We start from the raw sequence: 20,216 nt of genomic DNA, 5'->3' as shown, positions 1-20,216 counted from the left end.
GAGAAAGACCAACCATAAAATACTGCGCCCATTAGTGAAATAAATATATACAAGAAAATAATACAGACATATTGTGCCAATGCTGGGGGGTTACAACTTTAAAAGATAATATTTTTTGAAACAAATTGGGCGGATACAGATCGGGATATTATCCCATATTCTTGCGTGTTGGCTTACATTTTTGTTTTTGCCTCAATGCCAAGCAAATCCAAGCCAATCGTGATACAGAGGCTAACAACCTTGCAAATCTTTAATACAGGGGCTTCGAGAGGCTCGCCGATAATCTTGTGGGCATTATAATAACTATGAAACTCTGCAGCAAGGGTTTTGAGGTATTCACATAGCTTTTGAAGCCCTCTTTCTTCAAAAGCACTTTCAAGGATTCTAGGAAAACTTAGGGCAAGAAAGAGCAAACTTTTGGCGTCTTTGTGAATCCCTTGCAATCTTGCCCCCAAAATCTCAATTTCTGCCAAGCTGGATTTTTGTAACATCGTATGGATACGGGCATTGGCATAGTTGATATAAAAAACAGGATTGGAGGCATCTTGTTTTTTTAGCGACTCGACATCAAATTCCAAATGCGTATCTGATTTTTTGGACAAAAATATAAAACGCAAGGCATCGCTACCAATATCGCTAACTACGTCTTTCATCAAGATAAAATTCCCCGCACGCTTACTCATCTTGTAGGGTTGCCCGCCTTTAAGCAAGCTCACCATTTGAGATAGCAAGACCTCAAGTTTAGCGGACTCATAGCCCAAAAAATGAATCGCTGCTTTTACCCGTGGGATATAGCCGTGATGATCCGCCCCCCAAATATTGATATAATGGTCATAACCACGCATAAATTTGTCATTATGATAAATAATGTCGCCGGCAAGATAGGTGGGCTCTTTGTTTTCTCTGACGATGACGCGGTCTTTTTCATCCCCACAAGCACTTGAGCGTAGCCAGATTTTCCCCTCACACTCGCCAATACCACCATTTTTTTTCAATTTGGCAAGCACCGCATCCCACAGGGGGAAAAGTGATTTTTCACTCACAAAATGATCAAATATAATGCCTACTTCAATGAGATTTTGTTTGATCTCTTCAAGCATTAAATCTTTTCCGAATTCACCGAGCAAAACGATGGATTTTTGCAAATCTTGCGGGTCAAAAATCTCTTTGCCAAATCGCTCCGAAGCCATTTTGGCTAAATCAAGGATATATTCACCCTTATAATACTGCTCGGGATATTCGACTTCTTTTTGCAACAAATGTTCCCTGCCAGCGAGATAAATCGAAAGCCCAAGCATTTGGATCTGAGCGCCCGCATCATTGATATAGTATTCTGTAGTGATTTCATAGCCCAAAAAACGACCGATCCGACACAGGCTATCGCCAAAAATAGCTCCCCTGGCGTGTCCGATATGCAAAGGTCCGGTCGGATTAGCACTCACATATTCTAAAAGAATGCTTTCTTTAGGCACACCCTTATATTTGCCAAAATCCCTACCTTGCTCGATGGCGTAGCTTGCGAGCTTTTCAAAAAAACTTTCTGAAAGTGTGATGTTGATATAGCCATTCAAAGCCTCAACACGCTCGAATGCTTCAACTTCGCACAATCGCTGGGCAATCTCTTGGGCGATAAGAATCGGGGATTTTTTCTGGATTTTGGCTAATAAAAAGGCAACAGGACTCGCATAATGCCCGTGTTCTTTATTTTTTGGGCGTTCTAGAATAATATCAGTAGCAAGGATATCTTCTAGGATTTTTTTAACTTGATAATACATTATGAATTATCATTGATCATCAAGGGTTGGTTTGGCTTTGGGCTTTCTCCCTCTTTTTTTGGGAGTTTCTGAGACACTCTCGGGTTCGACTTCAAGGGTCTTTTTTGCCCGAGTTCTTTTGACTTTTGGTTTTTCCTCAATCTTTTGGGTCTCAATTTTGGCAACCGAACCATCAATGCTATCGTCATCGTCTTCATCTTCCTTGACTGCTTTTTTGAAATTCTTGATACCGCTACCCAAGCCTTTAGCCAATTCTGGTATCTTTTTTGCACCAAAAAGCAAAACAATCACCAAAAGAACAATCACCCAATGCCATACACTTCCAAAACCACCCATCGAAATCCTTTATATATTTATTTTGTCAAGTATTATAACATTTTTTCACACAACGCAAATCAAGACAAATTTTCAAGCCATTCTTTGCATAAACGTGCGGAATTATCAGGATCTTGCTTATATGGCAAGGATTTTGCGATACACAAAATCGCTTCTTTGGCAGTCGTGATGTCATCATTGATAATCAAATAATCAAATTCCTTGATATGTTTCATTTCATTATAAGCGTGCATTAAGCGCAATTGAATCGTTTCTTCAGAATCGGTTTGTCTTGAACTCAACCTATCTTTTAAGACTTGTTTGTTTTTTGTAGCGATAAAAACCGAACACGCCCCCGCATAATAATTTTTGATACCCCGATGCCCTTGCACATCCACATCAAAAACCACCAATTTTCCCAGCGCTAATGCCTCTTGAATCGGTCCTAAAGAAGTCCCGTAGTGATTCCCGTGGACCTCTGCCCATTCTAAAAATTTGTTTTCTTTGATGTCGTTAAAAAATTCTACTTGAGAGACAAAATAATAATGTTTGCCGTTTTTTTCCCCTTCTCTGGGGGCTCTGGTGGTAGTCGAGATAGAAAAATAAATATCAGGAATATTTTCTTGCAGATACTTGCATAATGTGCTTTTCCCCGATCCGCTAGGACCTGATAAAATCAAAATCCCGCCATTTTTCATTATTTTTTCTTATCAGGAAAGCTGATATTAATAGTGAGTTGCATCCCATCAAGCAATGACTTGAGGCTTTCTAAAGGTGTATTTGCAATCAAATCTGAAAGATTATTGCTCAGACCTTCTTGCGTTTTGTGTTCTGCTTGGGCAGTGCCAATATTATCCAAGCCTGAATCTTTAATGGCATCTTGTTCTGCTATCTCTAAATCATCGTGCTGGGTCAAAGTCTCTTCAGAAGCCTCCTCAGGAATGCTTTCATCTAAATCCCCTGAATCCAACGAAGCTTCTTCACCCAAAGCATTCATAATGTCTTTTTCATCAATATGCTCAAAATTTTCAACTTTATCCATTTCTTCCATCAATGTATCCTTTTTGGTCGTTTCTTCTAATATTTTTTTAACCTCTTGAATCTGATCCTTATCAAGCACGCCAGATGTATCTGAAGTGTCTTTTAAAGCCTCCAAATCTAGGTCTTCTTGTGGCATTTCCTCGTCTGCGAGGGTAAAATCACTCACCATATCTTCATCTTCTTTTTGGGATTCATCCAAAGAAAAAGATTCAAGCATTGCATCCATCTTATCATCCAAATTATCCAGCGAAGATTCTTCAAAAGATTCCTCCTCAACTTGGGCGTCAATACCCTCGATCAATTTTTCCAAACCAATCAAATCCGAATCTTTTTGGTCATCTAAATCTTGTTGGTTGTCTTTTTGCGTAGGTTCAGATTCAAAACTCAATTCAAAATCGGCATCCAAATCATTTGGTGCCACTTCTTCAATACTTTCAGGGATTGTAGCGCTTTGAGCGGATGGGTCTTCTTTGATTTCTTCTAGGTCTTCTAGGCTATATTTTTCTTCTAAAGACGCTCTAGGCTCGCTCTCGACAAGATCACCAAGCTCGCTCACAGACCCAGCAGACTCGGGCGAAATATCTTCATCAAGCGTTTTGCTATCTTTGTCTGATTTGTCATCAAATATCAGACTTTCCAAACTTTCCAGATCAAAATCGTCCAAACTAGAACCCAAATCCGAACCTTTGGAATGGGAATCACTAAGCTCCTCAAGATCATTTTTGGTGATATTGCTCGTCGTTTCATCTGTAATGCCAAATTCAGCAAGCTTGGGTTTAAGAACATCCAAAATCTCTGTGGGTAAAAATGGTTTTTTAACATAAAAATCAAATCCATCCGCTTCAGAACTCGAACGTTTATGCAGATAACAGCTTAAAGTTGGCTTGTGGGTTTGGATAAAATCAGCAAATTCTCCCTCAATACTATCATCAACAAATAAAAAGATTTTATCTTCATCACCAAGCCCGCCATCTTGGACCAATTCTCCCTGCACCACAAGCTCCAGCCCCAATTTTTTCGCCACCGCTTCAAAAAGCTTGGTTACCATCGAATCGCTGTTTATCAAAAGTATTTTCAATCTTTACTCCGCTTGTTTTTTAAAAAGTGTTAGGATTATAGCAATTAATTGCCTGATTTTAGTTTAAGGAAAAACGATGACCCCAGCTTTGCGTGCATTATGTTTTTTTGTGGTTTTTTCAGCGTTTTTAAGCGCTACCGAAGTGCTTTATTTTATGCCTTATGAGAAAAAAGATGCCTTGTCTTCACTGATAAAAACCATTGATTCTTCTGAAAAAACCATCGATATTTCTATTTATAGTTTCACCCACACTGCCATCGCCAAATCGCTCAAAAACGCCGCAAAAAGAGGGGTAAAAATCCGAATCATTTATGACAAAGAATCCAATCAAAACAACCCGCATTCAACGATTGGTTATCTGAGTAAATATAAAGGTATAAAGACCTGCCTGCTTCAAGGCAGGCTCGCAAAAAATGCCAAATATCACGGCATTATGCATCAAAAACTCGCTATCATTGATGATAAAACGCTGTTTTTGGGTTCGGCAAATTGGAGCAAAAACGCTTTTGAAAACAATTACGAATCACTCCTCAAAACCGATGATAAACCCATCATCCAAAAAGCAACAAGTTATTTCAAAAAGATGTTTCTAGCCTGCACGCCTTATTGATTCAAATGTTTTTTGACCATTTCAGAAAGGCGTCGCCCATCAGCGACTTGGCTAAGATGTTTGAGCGCCCCCATCACTTTTCCCATATCTTTGGGACCTTGCGCCCCGATATTTTCGATAGCTTGGGTAACTTCAGTTTCGAGTTCTTCATCGCTAAGTTGCTTGGGCAAATACGCTAAAATGATTTGCATTTCTGCGGTTTCTTTTTCATACAAATCCAATCTTTGGGCGTTTTTGTAGGCTTGTGCGGCGTCTTCTCGTTGTTTGTAAGCACTCTTTAAAATCCCTATGACATCATCATTGCTGAGGGTTTTTCTCTCATCGACTTCAATTTGTTTGCACGCGCTATTAAGCAAACGCAACGTATCACGCAAAAAGGTATTCCCTTCTTTCATCGCCGTTTTGAGATCTTGTGCCATTTTTTCTTTGATCGCACTCATTTTTATCCTTTGGAATAAACTTTGCTTTTGATTATAACCTAAGAACACTTCGCAAGTTGTAAATCCCAGCAGAAGTTTTAAAAAGGATTTGACGATGAAAAATGTTAGCATTACAAAAAGCTTTTTGGCAAAAATATCACTCGCAGGCTTGATGGTTGTTTGCATTCAAGCGTATGAACCCGAAATCGACCTCAATCCTCCCGCATATGTCGAGGAAATGCCCTCCAAAGAATTTGTCCCAGAATTTAGCAAGCCCGGCAGTCTTTTTGGGCAAGGGGAGAGACCATTATTCGCCGATAGGCGAGCGATGAAGCCTGATGATCTTATCACCGTGCTTATCGCAGAGTCCTCCAGTGCGAACTATTCAGCATCCAAAAGCTACGACACCACATCAGGGGGGAATAGCACCCCGCCACGATTGAGCTACAATGGCAATGATGAGAAAAAAAAGCAATCAGCGGAATTTCTTGATGATCAGACCAATTATAGCCTCACCAAACCCAGCGATAATACCAATTTTAAAGGCGGTGGCTCACAAAGCAAAAACGAAAACCTCACCCTAAGCGTTACCGCTAGAATCATCAAAGTCCTAGAAAATGGGAATTATTTCATCTATGGGAATAAAGAGGTTTTAGTCGATGGAGAAAAGCAGATTTTGCGTATCAGCGGGGTGATCCGACCTTATGATATTAGCCGTGATAATACAATCCAATCGAAATTCATCGCTGATGCCAAGATCCAATACAGCAATATCGGGGCGTTGAGCAATACCAATAAGAAAAAATTTGCCTCTGATGCCCTAGAAACAGAATGGCCCTACTAAGATGAAAAAAATCGCCATCATTCCCGCTAGAGGGGGCAGTAAGCGCATTCCAAAAAAAAACATCCGCCTTTTTTGCGACCAGCCCATCCTTGCCTACTCGATCCAAAATGCCCTTGCTTGCAAGGTATTTGATAGTGTCATCGTCAGCACAGATGATGAGGAAATCGCCCAAACTGCCAGAGATTACGGGGCGCAAACACCCTTTATGCGCCCTGCGCTTCTTGCCAGTGATACCACGCCGACATTGCCGGTGATCGCCCACGCACTCCAAGAAATAAATGCCTCAAACGATGATTTAGCCTGCTGTATTTACCCGACTGCACCGCTTTTGGAGACCGAATATATCATTTTGGGTTTGCAAAAACTGCTAGGGAATCCTGAAAAACTCTACGCATTTTCGTGTGTGTGCTTTGATTTCACGCCTTGGAGAGGGTTTTTGATTGATAATGAAAATATTTCTATGCTTTTTCCTGAACACTCCTCCACACGCTCGCAAGATCTCGCTGAAGTCTATCACGATGCCGGTGCATTTTATTGGGGGAAAGCCGGGGCGTTTTTGGAGCAAAAATCGATTTTTGCGTCCCATTCTTTGGGGATTGTTTTGCCGAGAATGTCCGTCCAAGACATCGATACGCCCGATGATTGGGAGATTGCAGAAATCAAATACAAACTCAAACACACCCGATGAGGATAGCCATATTTTCTGAAGCCGGACAAACGCAAGGTTTGGGGCATTTGATGCGTTGCTATCGCCTAAAAAATCTGCTTGCAACACTGGGCTATCAAGCCACGATCTACCAGCGTGGCGATGAGGATTTGAGCAATTTAGCATTGCGGGATGTTTATTGTGAATGGCTAGAAACACCTGTGATCGAAAAAATCTTAGAAACATTCGAAATTGCCGTGATCGATAGCTATGAAGCCGAACAAAAAATCTATGAAAAAATCGCTTCATTGACAAAAAAAATCATTGTCTTTGATGATAATAATCGCCTGATTTATCCTCAAAATGCTGTGATCTTAAACGGGGCGTTGGGGGCAGAGAGTCTTTATCCCGAAACACCCAAAACATCGCTAGATATGGGCGGGCAAATATTCCTTGCTGGGATTGAATTTTTGATAACAGATAGCCAATTTTTCTGCAAAAAAACCCCAAAGCCCCATATTACAGATCTGCTTATCACATTTGGGGGCAGTGATTGCACCCATAATGCCGAGCAAATCGCTCATATCATCAAAGACAAACCCTACACGCTTCATATCATCTCAAGCAAGAACCCCAAACTTCCCAAATCCAAAAAAATCAAGCATTACCCCCATCTATGCCCTAGCGAAATGGCAAGACTGATGGCACAATGTGATGTTGGCATATCGGCAGGCGGGGGGACATTGAACGAACTAGCGATGGCACAAGTCCCGACGCTTATCATTCCTGTTGCTACCAACCAGATGTTTCAAGCCAAAAATTGGGAAAAACACGGCGCGATGAAAATCACTAACTTATCAAACCTAAAGGCGGATTTGGAAGCGATCGAACCGATAGAAAAACGCAAAGAAATGATTGGGAAATTTCAAAATATACCTTTTGGAAAACGCCTAAAAGAAGCACTTGGCAAGATTTTGCACGAACAAATTTCACCTAATATTGCCCACAAGGAAGAGGAATGAATTTTTATATCGAGCCCATCTACGCCCTGGATTTTACGCAAATGGATGATGATGACCACGCAAAAGTTCTGGAGTTTAGAAACCACCCTAGCACATCCTTTTGGATGTATTCAAAAAACATCTCGCTTGCTTCCCATCTGCGATTTATAGAGGATCTCAAAAAAACCCCTACAAGCCATTATTGGCTTTTTAAGAAAAATCAAATCTTACTTGGCGTAGGCTCGATCACACGACACAACCAAACCCATCACCACGCATATTTGGGGATTTACAAAAATCCCCATCTCTCTAACGTAGGCACAGAGATTTTGAGCTGTCTAGAACACATCGGTTTTGAAGAATTTGGTCTGCATAGCCTGCATTTAGAGGTGATGGCAACCAACGAAAAAGCCATCGCTTTTTATCAAAAACACGATTATATCAGAGAGGGAAAATTGCTCGAATTTATCTGCCAAGATGGCACATATCGCGATGTTTTTATCTATGGCAAAATAAACCCGAAAAAAAATCATCACAAAAGCCATCAAGAGGAATCATAATGCACAAACCCATCATCATCGCAGAACTCAGTGCCAACCACAACCAAAGCCTAGAAGTCGCCAAAGCCTCCATTCTAGGTGCCAAAGAATGCGGAGCAGATGCTATCAAACTCCAAACTTATACGCCTGAATGCCTCACACTCAATGCCAAAAACAAGTATTTTGAGATCAACTCCGGCACACTCTGGGATGGCAAAACCCTCTATGAACTCTATGAAGAAGCCTACACGCCTTGGGAATGGCATCCAGAGCTTTTTGACTTGGCTAAAAAAATCGGTCTAACCATCTTTAGCTCGCCCTTTAGTCTCAAGGCTTTGGAGTTTCTTGAATCCCTAGATTGCCCGATGTATAAAATCGCAAGTTTTGAAATCACTGATATTGATTTGATCTATCACGTCGCCAAAACGCACAAACCTATCATCATCTCAACCGGAATCGCCACCGAAGATGAAATCACGCTTGCGATTGAAACGTGCAAAGAAGCCCAAAACCAAGATATTACGCTACTAAAATGCACCAGCTCCTATCCTGCCCCGCTAGAAGATGCCCACTTGCTTTCAATGCCCCAGTTAGGCAAAAAATATGGCGTCAAATACGGGTTATCTGACCACACACAAGGCTATCTATCGCCTATCATCGCGACAACTTTGGGGGCGAGTATGATAGAAAAGCATTTTATTTTAGACAAATCCTTAGGGGGACCTGATGTTGCTTTTAGTATGGATATGGACGAATTTAAAGAAATGGTAAAGCAAATTGAATACTGCATTTGTGCCTTAGGAGAAAAAGAACCCAAAATAGACGCAGGGATTTTGCAAAAAAGGCGAAAATTTGCTCGTAGCCTTTTTGTCGCTCAAAATATCAAAAAAGGCGAGGCACTCACCCGCAATAATATCCGTTCTATCAGACCGAACGATGGTATCCCGCCAAAACATCTCAAAGAAATTATTGGGAAAAAGGCACGCCACGATTTGCCATTTGGCAAACCGCTAGAATTTGGGGATTTTATTTAGCTTTTTGGCATTTTTCACAAAAGACAAATAGCTTCATATTGTGGCTCACCAACTTGGCATTGTATTTATGGGCGACTTTGATTTGTCTATCTTCGATTTCAGGATCGACAAACTCAATAATATCCCCGCAATTTAGGCAAATGATGTGATCGTGATGTTCTTTTGCAGCGATTTCGTATCTCCTGCCACTTTTATCGGCTTCCAAAGCGGTGATAAAGTTTTCTTTTTCCAAAAAACTCAATATCCGATAAACCGAAGAAATGCTCGTCGTTCTATCCTTGACTTTTACCTCAGAGGCGATTTCTTCAGGGCTTAAATGCGTCCCACTCTTGTAAAGAACGGTGATGATTTCTTCTCGCTGCTTGGAATTTTTCAAACCATTTTTCTTGATGGATGATCGCAGTCTATCCAGTATTGATTCCAATGTCTCTAGTCTATTTTGCATACAAACCTCGATTTTTAAAATTTCATCAAATGGCGTGCCACTTTGTATTTTACTCTTAGTGGGTTATTTTTTGTAAAACTAAAAATGAATCTTATGCAATTTTAATGAATTATTGGGCAAAAATCAAGTATGATTACTTTACAAAATCTACAAAAGCACAGAGGTGAACAATGTTTGGAAGCAATAAAAAGATTCAATTTGAAATGGCTCAAAAAGATGCTGAAATCGATCGGCTTAAAAAACAGATTGATTGCTACAAATCGTTAGCAGAATTTTCGGTTCAAGAAGCCCTCATCGGCGTGAAAAACGGGAAAATCGTCTTTAAAAACGAAAATGCTTCAAAGATTTCAGATCTTGATGAAATCGTTTATTGCCTCAAAGAAACCGACGCTACGGCTTCTTTCAAAAATCACAGCTTTAAAGTCAAAAGCACAAATATAGATGGGATCACGTATTATGCTCTTCTTGAGAGTGAATCTATGTTCGAGAAAGGCACGGGATTGGATCTTTTCCAAACTTACCACGCAAGTATCAAAGATGGCTTGATGGGGGCACAAGCTTCCTTTCAAGACATCCTCACTGATAGCAAAAATATCTTAGAAAAAGCCGTGCAAGCTGAAGAAAGCGGGGTTCAAGGCTTAGAAATCAGTGTCAAAGCTTCTGAAAGCGTGAATAATCTCTATGAAAAAATGCAAAATGCCATCACATTGGTTAATTCACTCACCCAGCGTAGCAATGAAATCACCAACGTTATCTCACTCATTGATGACATCGCTGAACAAACCAATCTCCTTGCCCTCAATGCAGCGATTGAAGCAGCAAGGGCGGGCGAACACGGCAGGGGATTTGCTGTCGTGGCTGATGAAGTGCGCAAGCTTGCTGAAAAAACCCAAAAAGCCACCAAAGAAATCGCTATTGTTGTCAAATCAATGCAACAAGAAGCCAGCGATATCCAAACCAGCACCGATGAGACCAACCAGATTACTGAAGAAGTCAAAACCAGCATTGATAATATCTACACAATGGTTGATTCACTCAAAGACGGCGCACAGCTCGCAAAATACGCCACCTACAATTCAAACAACCGCATCTTTTGTGCGTTGGCTAAACTTGATCACACTATTTATAAAAATAATCTCTACGCCTTACTCTTTAATATTTCTGATTCGTTCAATCAAGTCCCCCATCAAAATTGTCGCTTGGGCAAATGGTATTTTGAAGGCGATGGCAAGAAACATTTTGCAACGACACAAGGGTATAAAAAACTCGATAACTTCCACGCTACCGTCCATACTGAAGCCAATGATTTGGCAAAATCGATCCTAGATAAATCGCATAGCGTTTCAAAAACATTTATCGATCAAAAAGTATCGGGGATGGAAAGTGGTAGCCACGGCGTGATGACTTGTATTGATGAGATGTTGCTTGAAAAACAAGAAGATATTAACAAAATCATTCAAGGCGTGCTAAACAAAGAAAAATAAGTTCAAAATGTTTAACAAAGAGCTTGTTGCCATCAAGCACTCGCACCTCTATCGGGAGCGCAAAATCTTCAAAAATACGCTGAAAGATTTTGCCTCAAATGATTATCTCGGGCTTTCTGAAAAAAAGAAGTTTGCAAAAAAAGCTTGCAAACGCCTTGCCAAACAGCCTTACCATTCTCCAAAAGCCTCGCTTTTGGTCAATGGTTATTCGCCTTTGCACCAAAGCCTAGAATCCAAACTCTCCAAACTTAATGGATTTGAAAGTTGCGTGGTTTTAGGCAGTGGATTTTTGGGCAACATCGCCCTTTTTGATTCACTAGTGCGCAAAAATGACAAAATATACATTGATGAAAAATACCACGCCAGCGGTATCTATGCTGCCAAAAACCTAGCAGTTAGAGCAGTTTTTTTTAAACACAATGATCCCCAAGATCTTATCCATAAAATCGATGCTTTCCCGCCAAAGGGCAGGATCATCATCGCGATTGAGGGCGTGTATTCGATGGATGGTGATATTGCTGATAAAGAATTTGCCAACATCGCTGTTGCAAAAAATGCGCTCCTGATTGTTGATGAGGCGCATAGTGTAGGCAGTATTGGCGAAAATCTATTGGGATATTTTGATTATCACCAGCTCCCTATTGAGCCAAATTTTATCAAAATGGGCACACTTTCAAAAGCTTACGCCAGCTATGGGGCGTATATCCTTGCAAATAAAAATGTCATCGATTTTTTATGCAATCGTGCCAAAAGTATCATCTACACAACCGCTCTGTCATTATTTGATGTAGCCCTTGCCTTAGCAAATCTAGCATATATTCAAAAAAACAAACACCATCTCATCAAAAAAATCCACGCCCACAAATCAGTTGTTCAAAAAACACTCGGTTTTACCCCGCTATCCCAAATCCTCATCATCCCTTTTGGTGATACCCAAACAATGCTACAAGCACACAAAAAACTCCAAGATAAAAAATTTTTAGTCGGCTCAATCCGCAGACCAACCGTGCAAAAACCCATCTTGCGAATCGTTTTGTCTATAAAAAATTCCCCTAAACAAACAAAAAAATTGTGTAAAATTATCAAAAAAACTCAAGGTCTATAAGGTTACTAATGCTTAAAAAAATAATTGTGCTGATTTTAGGAATTTTTATTTTATCCATCGTTGCTTATATTGCGATATTGTGGATGGATTTGCGAAAAGATATTGCCAAAATCAAAAACTACCACCCCCAAATAGCCACCCAAATTTTTGACCGCAAAGACCGCCTTATCGCCAATGTATATGATACAGAATTTCGATTTTATGCCCATTTTGATGAGATCCCTCCCAAGATGATCGAAGCCCTCTTGGCTGTCGAAGACACGCTGTATTTTGAACACGGCGGTATCAATTTTGATGCGATCGTGCGGGCAATGATAAAAAATATCAAAAATGGCAAATACGTCGAAGGGGGTAGCACACTCACCCAACAGCTCATCAAAAATATGGTCCTCACACGTGATAAGACCTTATCACGCAAAATCAAAGAAGCATTGCTATCGATCCAAATCGAACGCACATTAAGCAAAGAAGAAATCCTAGAGAGGTATTTCAATCAAACATTTTTTGGCCACGGCTATTATGGTGTCAAAACCGCTGCGATGGGGTATTTTAAAAAACCCCTCAATCATCTAAGCCTCAAAGAAATCGCAATGATTGTCGCCCTGCCTAGAGCCCCTAGTTTCTATGATCCGACAAAAAATCTCGATTTTTCGCTTAGTCGTGCCAATAATATCATCAATCGAATGCATACCTTAGGCTGGATCAGCAAAGAAGAGCTTGAAAAAGCCACTGCTGAAGTCCCTCAAGTCTATAACCAAACACTCACCCAAAATGCTGCTCCTTACGTAACTGATGAGGTTTTGAAACAACTTTCTGGGATCGAAGATATCAAAACCGGGGGCTATCAAATCAGGCTCAATATTGATTTGGATTACCAAAAAATTGCCCAAGAGGCACTCAAATTTGGCTATGAAAACATCAAAGCAAGATTGGATAAAAACAAACCCGAACCATCACCAGAAGAAGAACTTACCGATTATGACTCCCTCAATGGGGCGATGGTAGTAACTGATACCAAAACAGGCAAAATCCTCGCTTTAGTAGGTGGTATCGATCACAACAAAAGTGCTTTCAATCGAGCCACGCAAGCAAAAAGACAGCTAGGGAGCAGTATCAAACCCTTTATCTATCAAATCGCTTTTGACAATGGGTATTCGACTGCAACCAGAGTGCCTGATGTAGCCAGAAGTTTCAACAAAAACTACAATATCGACACCAAAGAAGCCGACAAAGAGAGTGAATATTGGCGACCCAATAATTTTTCCAAAAGCTTCAAAGGTCTTGTAACGCTCAAAGAAGCCTTGAGCCACTCGCTCAACCTCGCTACGATCAATCTCGTAGAAATGGTGGGTTTTGATAAAATTTATAACCAACTCCAAGACTACGGCTTTAAAAACGTCCCCCGAGATATGTCGATTATTTTGGGGAGCTTTGGGATTTCGCCCTTAGGTGCAGCCAAGGAATATTCGATATTTTCAAACTACGGGACCATTGTCGAACCGACACTGATTGCAAGCATTACCGACAAAGATGGCAATACCACAGCATTTGAGCCTATCAAAGTCAAACAAGTTACTTCCCCACAACAGGCGTTTTTGACCATATCGATTCTCAAAGAAGTCGTTTCAAATGGCACAGGCAGGCGTGCAAAAGTTAATGGCATTGAAGTCGCGGGCAAAACAGGGACAACGAACAATAACGTGGATGGCTGGTTTTCAGGATTTACTCCCTCGATTCAGGCTATTGTTTGGTTTGGCAGGGATGATAACACGCCTATTGGACCGAAAGAATCTGGCGGGGTCATCGCACCCCCAGTATTTGCATATTTTTTGACGAATGTCCTCAAAATTGATCCGGGCTTGAAGCGAAAATTTGACATCCCCGAAGGTGTTGCCAAAAAAACAATCAATGGGAGCGATTATTACTACACCCAAAGTTCGAAGCTCCCAGATAATAAAACGCAAGATAGTATCGATGAAAAACTTTTGTTTTAAAAAATCTTGAACTTGACTTTAAATAGAAATTTACCTAAAACTCGTTAGAATGCGGACAATCCAATACCCGAGGTGAGCAATGAAACTAAAACTAACCCATATCCCCCACGTAGCCAACAAAATCGCATTAGACATTGCTAACTCCAGTCTTTTGGAACTCAAAACCCCAATAGAAAATGTCGCAAATTTGGCAAAAACAATCCTAGAAGAAGACATCAAAAAAGAATTAGAGATTGATGAAAAAGCCAAAAATCTGCTTGAAGAAAATCTTGATGAAATCGAGTTTATGCGTGCAGATGAGAGGCAATTATTTTGGATGATAAAGCGCCAAATCGCCGAAAAAGAAAATTTTTTATTATCTTGGGAAGATCGCTACAACGAACTTTCCCACAAAATACTTGATGAAATCAGCCTTGAGGGCTTTATCCAATTTGGCGTATCTGAAAATCTCATCAAAAATCTCATCTTCAAATCCATCGATACGTATTCAAAGATTTATGAAGAAATCGAAGAAGAAGTCATCGAAAAAATGAAAAACTACAAACGAAAACTTTTGGCAGGCACAGATGAATACGAGCTGGTTTTTGAGAAACTCTATGAAGAAGAACTCCGAAGAAAAGGGTTTTTATGAAACAAAATATTTATCTTTATTTTGAAAATGGGCTTTTTCTGGAAGCAGAAAGCTTTGGGGCAAATGGCACAAGCGTAGGCGAAGTCGTTTTCAATACATCGATGAGTGGGTATCAAGAAATCATCACAGACCCCAGCTATGCGGGACAATTTGTCATCTTTAGTATGCCAGAAATCGGCATTATAGGGACAAATCCTTTGGATATGGAATCAAAAGCGGGATTTTGTAAAGGTATTATCGTGCGCCATTACAACGATTTTCATTCAAATTTTAGAGCCACCGATTCTTTGAGTAATTTTTTAAAATCCCAAAATATCTTGGGTATCACCAACATCGACACAAGATCACTCATAAAAACTATCCGCAACAATGGGGCGATGATGATGGTAGCCTCAAATGAAATCTCAAACCAGCAAGAATTAAAAAATATCCTCGAAAATGCAAAAAATATTCAAGAGATTAATCTCATCCCAGAGGTCAGCACAAAAACTCCCTACACACACGAATACGGGATTTTTGACTGCGATAGCTTCCAATACACGATGCCAAAAACTACCAAAAAAATCATTGCGATCGATTTTGGTGCAAAAAAAAATATCCTCAACGAATTGCGTGCTGTTGGGCTTGAGCCTGAAGTTGTACCACATAGTTTTCAAGCCACCCAGATTATAGAGAGATTTCAAAACGGCGAAATTCAGGGGGTTTTTCTATCCAACGGACCTGGCGATCCTTTGATGCTCACAAGCGAAGTCGAAGAAATCAAGCAACTCATCAATGCAAAAATTCCCATATTTGGCATTTGTCTAGGACACCAGCTCCTTTCTATCGCACAAGGTTACCCTACCTATAAGCTAAAATTCGGTCATCACGGCGGGAATCACCCCGTAAAAAACCTCCTTACTGATCGTGTGGAAATCACCGCACAAAATCACAATTATTCTGTCCCTGAAGAAATCGCCCAAATCGCTGAAGTTACCCATCGAAACCTTTTTGACAATACGATTGAGGGACTCAAATACAAAAATGTGCCGATATTTTCTGTCCAACACCATCCAGAAGCCAGCCCGGGTCCCAAAGAATCAAGCAATCTTTTCAAACAATTTGCCGATATGATCTAAACCTTGATATCCAAAATATGCAAGCTTGCGGGTGCAGGTTCTTCTTCGCTTGACTTATCAGTTAAAGACTTTTTTGACTCATCTCTTGAATCCTCGCTTTGTTCAAACCCCCCATTGCCTTTGCCATCGGGGTGGATGGCTTGGGTATCTTCTGTGGGGCGGACTTCTTGGATATCTTTGATTTTATCTTCAAATTCTTTATTGATGATATTTGTCAAATCGCTTCGATTCAAGGCATTGGCTTGTTGCACAGCAGGTGCTTGGGAATTTTGATTGATATAAGTTACATTGCCAATCGGTGAAATCGCCATCTTTCATCCTTGAAATGGTTTTTTATAATGGAATGTCTGGTATTTACCATAGATGACATTTGCGCCATCGATGATTTTTACAAACTTCCTTTTAGTATAATCGACACAAAAATTCCCCGCTTGAATCGCTCCTAAACCCACCAAAATTTCCCCTGCTTTTAAGATCACTTGCTCGCTTACTTTATTTTTGCCACAATGGATAATCATATGCGAGGATGGCACGTCCTTGATGTGTAGCCAAATATCATCGGCACGGGCTTCTTGCAAAAGGCTTTGATTTTCTGTTTGATTCCTCCCGACTGAAATCTTGAAACCCTCGATAAAAAACACTTCGTATTTTGTTGGCATTTTTTTGTTGGATTTTTTTGGCTCGATGATAACCAAATCTTCCAAAGATGTAATGGTGCTTACATAGGCGATCTCTTGGTTCAAAAAATCAATCTTATCTTGGAGATTTTGCACCTGCAGATGGGTGTTTTTAGCTTTTTTGGCAAGTTTTTTGGATTGTGAAAACATCAGATTTGCCGCTTCTTGCGGGGTTCTACACACATTAGGCAAAATAATATTTATTTCTTTGCCAGAAAAATCTTTGAGCCTCACTTCTTTGCAAAAATTTTCAATACTCCCCAGATTTGCCAATACAATCCCGGCATTTTCTTTGAGTGTCTCTGCTTGCGTGCGGAGTTCCTTTTCGCTAGGCAACGATTGCAGGGCGATTTGGAGTTTTTGAATTTTTTTTGAAATCCGATGGATAACTGCTTGCTTTTTGGTCACAAGATTTTTTGCCAACCGCCTATCATAGGTGCTTTTGAGTTCATTGAATAGTGCCTCATCGCTCAAAACCTCATAGGCTTCAGGGGGATTAAGAGGTTGCGGGAGTGGCTCTAAGATCTTATTGATACGCACCTCCCGAGAGCTTTTGTCATCATTGATATGACGCAATGCCTCCAAAACCACCCCACCACCATCGAGGATAATCACATTGGTATAACGCCCTGTAAATTCAAACTGGATAAAAAATTGCGTATTTTTATATGCCCCAGATTGCAGACAAGCAAACTTCAAAATCCGATTATTCCCATCAATGCTAACATCTAAAATCTTTGCACGATTGGCTAGTTTAGAGAGCATTACATCAAAAGGGGCGTGGTAGTTTTTCGCACTCACCAGCGCATTTGGGGCGACAAACACATCGCTAGCGCCCTTGGTCATATCCAGATAGAAAATCCCGCTTTTGCATTCTAGCTTCAAGAGATTATCATCAACACGCTTGAGATTATAGATACTTTCTTCTTTGCTAAAAAACCGCGCCACATTCTGCAACAGCGAGTGTTTCATCGCCTAATCTTTGCAATTTTGTTCGAGTTTCTTTTTGGCAAACTCTAAGGCTTCTTTGGTAATATCTGCCCCGCTAATCATTCGTGCCATCTCAAGAATCCTGCCTTCTTTGTCCAAAAGTTGCACGTGGCTTTTTTGCTCGCCATTTTTTTGTTCTTTTTTGGCAACCAAATAATGCCAATCTGCCAAAGCAGGCATATGTGGCTGGTGAGAAATCGCAAAAATCTGGTAAGTTTTTGAAAGACTTTTAAGCACTTTTGCGACCCCCTCACTCTCCTCCCCACTCAAATTCGCATCAATTTCATCAAGCACCAAAATCCCTTTGGAATGATTGATTTTGGCATCCAAACACATCATTGCTAGGCGCAAACGATTGTATTCTCCCGAGCTTAGAGCCTCTACCCCAGCACTTTCAAGCTTTAATTCTATCTGCTCTGTCCCGCTTTTTTTCATCTCAGTGCCCTCAAGAGTGATGTTTGGGGCTTTTAGCAACAGCTGGACACAAAGCGTGGCAATTTCTTTTTGAAATGCTTGCAAGTATGCCTTGCGATTCTGGCTTATCTGCACAGCAAGCTCCTGACACGCTAGCTCTAAGTTTTTGATTTTCCCATTAAGTTTTTCTTTGTTGAAACTTAGATTTTGATAGTCTTGGAGCTTTTGTTTTTGTGTTTGCAAATGCAAAAGGGCATCTTGAATGCTCCCATACCTGCGATTAAGCTCAGAAAGTTCGGTGATACGATTGAGCATTTCTTCGATGTTAAGCTCATCGAGTTCGTTTAATCGCTCATTTTCTTCTTCTAAGATCCCGCGTGCTTCAAGCGTGCTATCTTCAAGCACCTTGTTTTCCTTGCCGATGAGTGCTAATGCCCCAAATATTTTTGGCAAATCTTCAAAAACTCCCAGTGCTGCTTGAATGCTTTCTTGAATTTTTTCTTTTTTTGAAAGGGATTTTTTAAGTTCGAGTAATTTTTCGTATTCCCCCTCTTGGGGATTGAGGCTTGAAATCTTTTGGATTTCAAATTCGGCAAATTCTTTTAAACTCTGGATGTTTTCTTCTTCTTCGATCAGCATTGCCAATGTCGCCCTAACATCTAAAAGCAAGACAAAACTCTCAGAAAGTTTGCTCAAAAGCTCTTTGTGGGTGGGGATTTTTTGAGCGATAAAATCATCAAAAACCCGCAAAATATTTTCTGTTTTGAGTTCGTTTGCCCCTTTTGAAGCGATGTGTTTGCCAAATTGAGCCACCAGCTCGCCCAGCCGTTTTCTTGAGCTTACGTAGCGATTGAGAAAATACCTTGTTTTGTCTTTTTTGACAATGCTAAGGACCAAAGGGTCGCTTTCATCGAGCAATCCAAATTCCTCTAAATTCACGCCAAAATCCCCCAGAGAAATATCGAGATTTGCCTCAATGAGTTCCGCATTGCTTTCTTTTAGCCCAAAAATCGCAAGCAAGGATTCCATCAGCACAGACTTCCCGCTCCCACTCGCCCCGCTAAAGACATTAAAGCCATTTTGAAATTCCAAATCCACATCTTCAAATGCCACAGAATTTTTGACAATAAGTCGCCCAATCATTCTTCGCCCCATTTAAACTTTGATTTTAGCACGCCAAAATAGCTTCGAGACGGCTTTTGGATAAGCTTGGCACAATGGCGTGCTGCGGTAATAACTAAATTATCATTTTGCCCCATCTCTATGATTTCTTGCCCATCGATTACTAGCACCCCATCACTGCCTATGCTAAATGCCAATGCAAACTCATCATTCAAAACCATTGGGCGCTGTGTGAGAGAATGAGGCGAAATCGGTGTCAAAAGGATATTTTTACAAAAAGGATAAACCACAGAACCCCCCGCACTGATATTATAAGCTGTCGATCCTGTCGGTGTCCCCACGATAAGCCCATCAGCGTGATAGACATTAAACAATTCTTTATCAATCCTCGCTTTGATATGGATCATCCCAGAAAGCTTTTTTTTCGAGATCAAAATCTCATTGAGGGCATAAAAATAGCGCTCCCCAGTAGGTGTCTGCAACCGCGCTTCTAACATCATATGTTCGTTGATAGCATATTCACCTTTTAGGAGCATTTGGGCAAATGCGGCAACCTCATCCGGTCCAATCGCAGTCAAAAATCCCAAATGCCCCGTGTTGATTCCAAATGAGGGGATCATATACCCATACGCACGCCGTAATGCTGAAAGAAGCGTCCCATCGCCACCTACAGACATCAGGGCATCGACTTTTTGGCACATCGATTCAAAATCCACACAAAGCCCCACCCCGCTAAGTCCGATCATTTCAGCACTACTATTTTCAAGGACAATCTGGATACCTTCATCTAAAAATGCCTGCTGGATTTGCAAAAACGTCGCTTTCAGTCCCGGCGTAGCGGGTCTTAATAGCGCACCAAGGCTAAGGATTGGTGGATTCATTCTCATTCTTCAAATTAATTTTTATCAATTATTGTATCATTATTTTTTACTCG

Annotated in this window: 21 protein-coding genes; 11 read left to right on the top strand and 10 right to left on the bottom strand. The window is 40.6% G+C overall.

The annotated features are described in order from the left end of the window. Nucleotides 1-173: 173 nt before the first annotated feature. From argS to BJI48_RS06280, 4 genes are read right to left on the bottom strand one after another with little or no spacing between them, the layout of a single operon-like run. Complete coding sequence (gene argS, locus BJI48_RS06295; RefSeq protein WP_095333069.1) at nucleotides 174-1,775, bottom strand: arginine--tRNA ligase; 1,602 nt, start codon at nucleotides 1,773-1,775, stop codon at nucleotides 174-176. A 9-nt stretch (nucleotides 1,776-1,784) separates the two neighbouring features. Further along, the gene (locus BJI48_RS06290) at nucleotides 1,785-2,111 is read right to left on the bottom strand and encodes a twin-arginine translocase TatA/TatE family subunit (protein ID WP_257874424.1); all 327 of its coding nucleotides are present in this window, start codon (nucleotides 2,109-2,111) and stop codon (nucleotides 1,785-1,787) included. A gap of 59 nt (nucleotides 2,112-2,170) precedes the next feature. After that, nucleotides 2,171-2,788 carry a guanylate kinase gene (gene gmk, locus BJI48_RS06285; protein WP_095333067.1) on the bottom strand — a complete coding sequence of 206 codons (618 nt, stop codon included), beginning with the start codon at nucleotides 2,786-2,788 and terminating at the stop codon, nucleotides 2,171-2,173. Further along, nucleotides 2,788-4,209, bottom strand: a complete 1,422-nt coding sequence (locus tag BJI48_RS06280) for a hypothetical protein (protein WP_095333065.1) — start codon at nucleotides 4,207-4,209, stop codon at nucleotides 2,788-2,790. Before BJI48_RS06280 ends, gmk begins: the two co-directional genes overlap by 1 nt. A 76-nt stretch (nucleotides 4,210-4,285) precedes the next feature. On the opposite strand from BJI48_RS06280, the gene BJI48_RS06275 reads away from it, so the two are divergent. Next, nucleotides 4,286-4,819, top strand: a complete 534-nt coding sequence (locus BJI48_RS06275; protein WP_095333063.1) for a phospholipase D-like domain-containing protein — start codon at nucleotides 4,286-4,288, stop codon at nucleotides 4,817-4,819. On the opposite strand, the gene BJI48_RS06270 is transcribed toward BJI48_RS06275, so the two are convergent. Further along, nucleotides 4,813-5,259 (bottom strand): GatB/YqeY domain-containing protein, encoded by a 447-nt coding sequence (locus BJI48_RS06270; RefSeq protein ID WP_095333061.1) that lies wholly within the window; start codon nucleotides 5,257-5,259, stop codon nucleotides 4,813-4,815. The two genes, BJI48_RS06275 and BJI48_RS06270, sit on opposite strands and share 7 nt — an antisense overlap. A 94-nt stretch (nucleotides 5,260-5,353) precedes the next feature. Here BJI48_RS06270 and flgH point away from each other — a divergent pair, with 94 nt between their 5' ends. From flgH to pseI, 5 genes are read left to right on the top strand one after another with little or no spacing between them, the layout of a single operon-like run. Continuing rightward, nucleotides 5,354-6,082 (top strand): flagellar basal body L-ring protein FlgH, encoded by a 729-nt coding sequence (gene flgH, locus BJI48_RS06265; protein ID WP_095333059.1) that lies wholly within the window; start codon nucleotides 5,354-5,356, stop codon nucleotides 6,080-6,082. Nucleotide 6,083: 1 nt separating this feature from the next. Beyond that, nucleotides 6,084-6,770, top strand: a complete 687-nt coding sequence (pseF, locus tag BJI48_RS06260) for a pseudaminic acid cytidylyltransferase (RefSeq protein ID WP_095333057.1) — start codon at nucleotides 6,084-6,086, stop codon at nucleotides 6,768-6,770. Then, nucleotides 6,767-7,750 carry a glycosyltransferase gene (locus BJI48_RS06255; protein ID WP_143428777.1) on the top strand — a complete coding sequence of 328 codons (984 nt, stop codon included), beginning with the start codon at nucleotides 6,767-6,769 and terminating at the stop codon, nucleotides 7,748-7,750. Before pseF ends, BJI48_RS06255 begins: the two co-directional genes overlap by 4 nt. Beyond that, on the top strand, nucleotides 7,747-8,289 hold the full coding sequence (gene pseH, locus BJI48_RS06250) for a UDP-4-amino-4,6-dideoxy-N-acetyl-beta-L-altrosamine N-acetyltransferase (RefSeq protein ID WP_095333054.1): 543 nt from the start codon (nucleotides 7,747-7,749) through the stop codon (nucleotides 8,287-8,289). The genes BJI48_RS06255 and pseH overlap by 4 nt, the downstream gene beginning before the upstream one ends. Further along, nucleotides 8,286-9,302, top strand: coding sequence for a pseudaminic acid synthase (gene pseI, locus BJI48_RS06245; RefSeq protein WP_095333052.1), 1,017 nt, complete (start codon nucleotides 8,286-8,288; stop codon nucleotides 9,300-9,302). Before pseH ends, pseI begins: the two co-directional genes overlap by 4 nt. Here the strand turns inward: pseI and BJI48_RS06240 are convergent. Then, a complete protein-coding gene (locus BJI48_RS06240; protein ID WP_095333050.1) occupies nucleotides 9,295-9,747 on the bottom strand; it encodes a transcriptional repressor in 453 nt (150 codons plus the stop codon). The genes pseI and BJI48_RS06240 overlap by 8 nt on opposite strands. A 170-nt stretch (nucleotides 9,748-9,917) precedes the next feature. On the opposite strand from BJI48_RS06240, the gene BJI48_RS06235 reads away from it, so the two are divergent. The 5 genes from BJI48_RS06235 (at nucleotide 9,918) to carA (ending at nucleotide 16,079) form a co-directional block, all read left to right on the top strand. Further along, entirely contained in the window at nucleotides 9,918-11,231 is a 1,314-nt protein-coding gene (locus tag BJI48_RS06235; protein WP_095333048.1) for a methyl-accepting chemotaxis protein, read from the top strand. Between the two features lie 7 nt (nucleotides 11,232-11,238). Next, complete coding sequence (locus BJI48_RS06230; protein WP_095333046.1) at nucleotides 11,239-12,336, top strand: pyridoxal phosphate-dependent aminotransferase family protein; 1,098 nt, start codon at nucleotides 11,239-11,241, stop codon at nucleotides 12,334-12,336. An 8-nt stretch (nucleotides 12,337-12,344) separates the two neighbouring features. Then, the gene (locus tag BJI48_RS06225; RefSeq protein ID WP_095333044.1) at nucleotides 12,345-14,330 is read left to right on the top strand and encodes a PBP1A family penicillin-binding protein; all 1,986 of its coding nucleotides are present in this window, start codon (nucleotides 12,345-12,347) and stop codon (nucleotides 14,328-14,330) included. 79 nt (nucleotides 14,331-14,409) lie between these two features. Beyond that, nucleotides 14,410-14,961: a DUF507 family protein gene (locus tag BJI48_RS06220; protein ID WP_095333042.1), complete on the top strand. Its 552-nt coding sequence runs from the start codon at nucleotides 14,410-14,412 to the stop codon at nucleotides 14,959-14,961. After that, entirely contained in the window at nucleotides 14,958-16,079 is a 1,122-nt protein-coding gene (gene carA, locus BJI48_RS06215) for a glutamine-hydrolyzing carbamoyl-phosphate synthase small subunit (protein WP_095333040.1), read from the top strand. Before BJI48_RS06220 ends, carA begins: the two co-directional genes overlap by 4 nt. Here carA and BJI48_RS06210 read toward each other — a convergent pair. From BJI48_RS06210 to BJI48_RS06195, 4 genes are read right to left on the bottom strand one after another with little or no spacing between them, the layout of a single operon-like run. Next, nucleotides 16,076-16,390 (bottom strand): hypothetical protein, encoded by a 315-nt coding sequence (locus tag BJI48_RS06210; protein ID WP_095333038.1) that lies wholly within the window; start codon nucleotides 16,388-16,390, stop codon nucleotides 16,076-16,078. The two genes, carA and BJI48_RS06210, sit on opposite strands and share 4 nt — an antisense overlap. 3 nt (nucleotides 16,391-16,393) lie before the next feature. Next, entirely contained in the window at nucleotides 16,394-17,728 is a 1,335-nt protein-coding gene (locus BJI48_RS06205) for an NFACT family protein (protein ID WP_095333036.1), read from the bottom strand. 3 nt (nucleotides 17,729-17,731) lie between these two features. Continuing rightward, complete coding sequence (locus tag BJI48_RS06200; RefSeq protein WP_095333034.1) at nucleotides 17,732-19,303, bottom strand: AAA family ATPase; 1,572 nt, start codon at nucleotides 19,301-19,303, stop codon at nucleotides 17,732-17,734. Further along, nucleotides 19,300-20,163: an NAD(+)/NADH kinase gene (locus BJI48_RS06195; protein WP_257874421.1), complete on the bottom strand. Its 864-nt coding sequence runs from the start codon at nucleotides 20,161-20,163 to the stop codon at nucleotides 19,300-19,302. Before BJI48_RS06195 ends, BJI48_RS06200 begins: the two co-directional genes overlap by 4 nt. Nucleotides 20,164-20,216: the final 53 nt, after the last annotated feature.

It is taken from the genome of Helicobacter sp. 11S02596-1, assembly GCF_002272825.1.
GTDB lineage: Bacteria > Campylobacterota > Campylobacteria > Campylobacterales > Helicobacteraceae > Helicobacter_J.
Note: the sequence above shows the minus strand (reverse complement) of the source record. Positions and strands in the feature narration are given on the sequence as shown.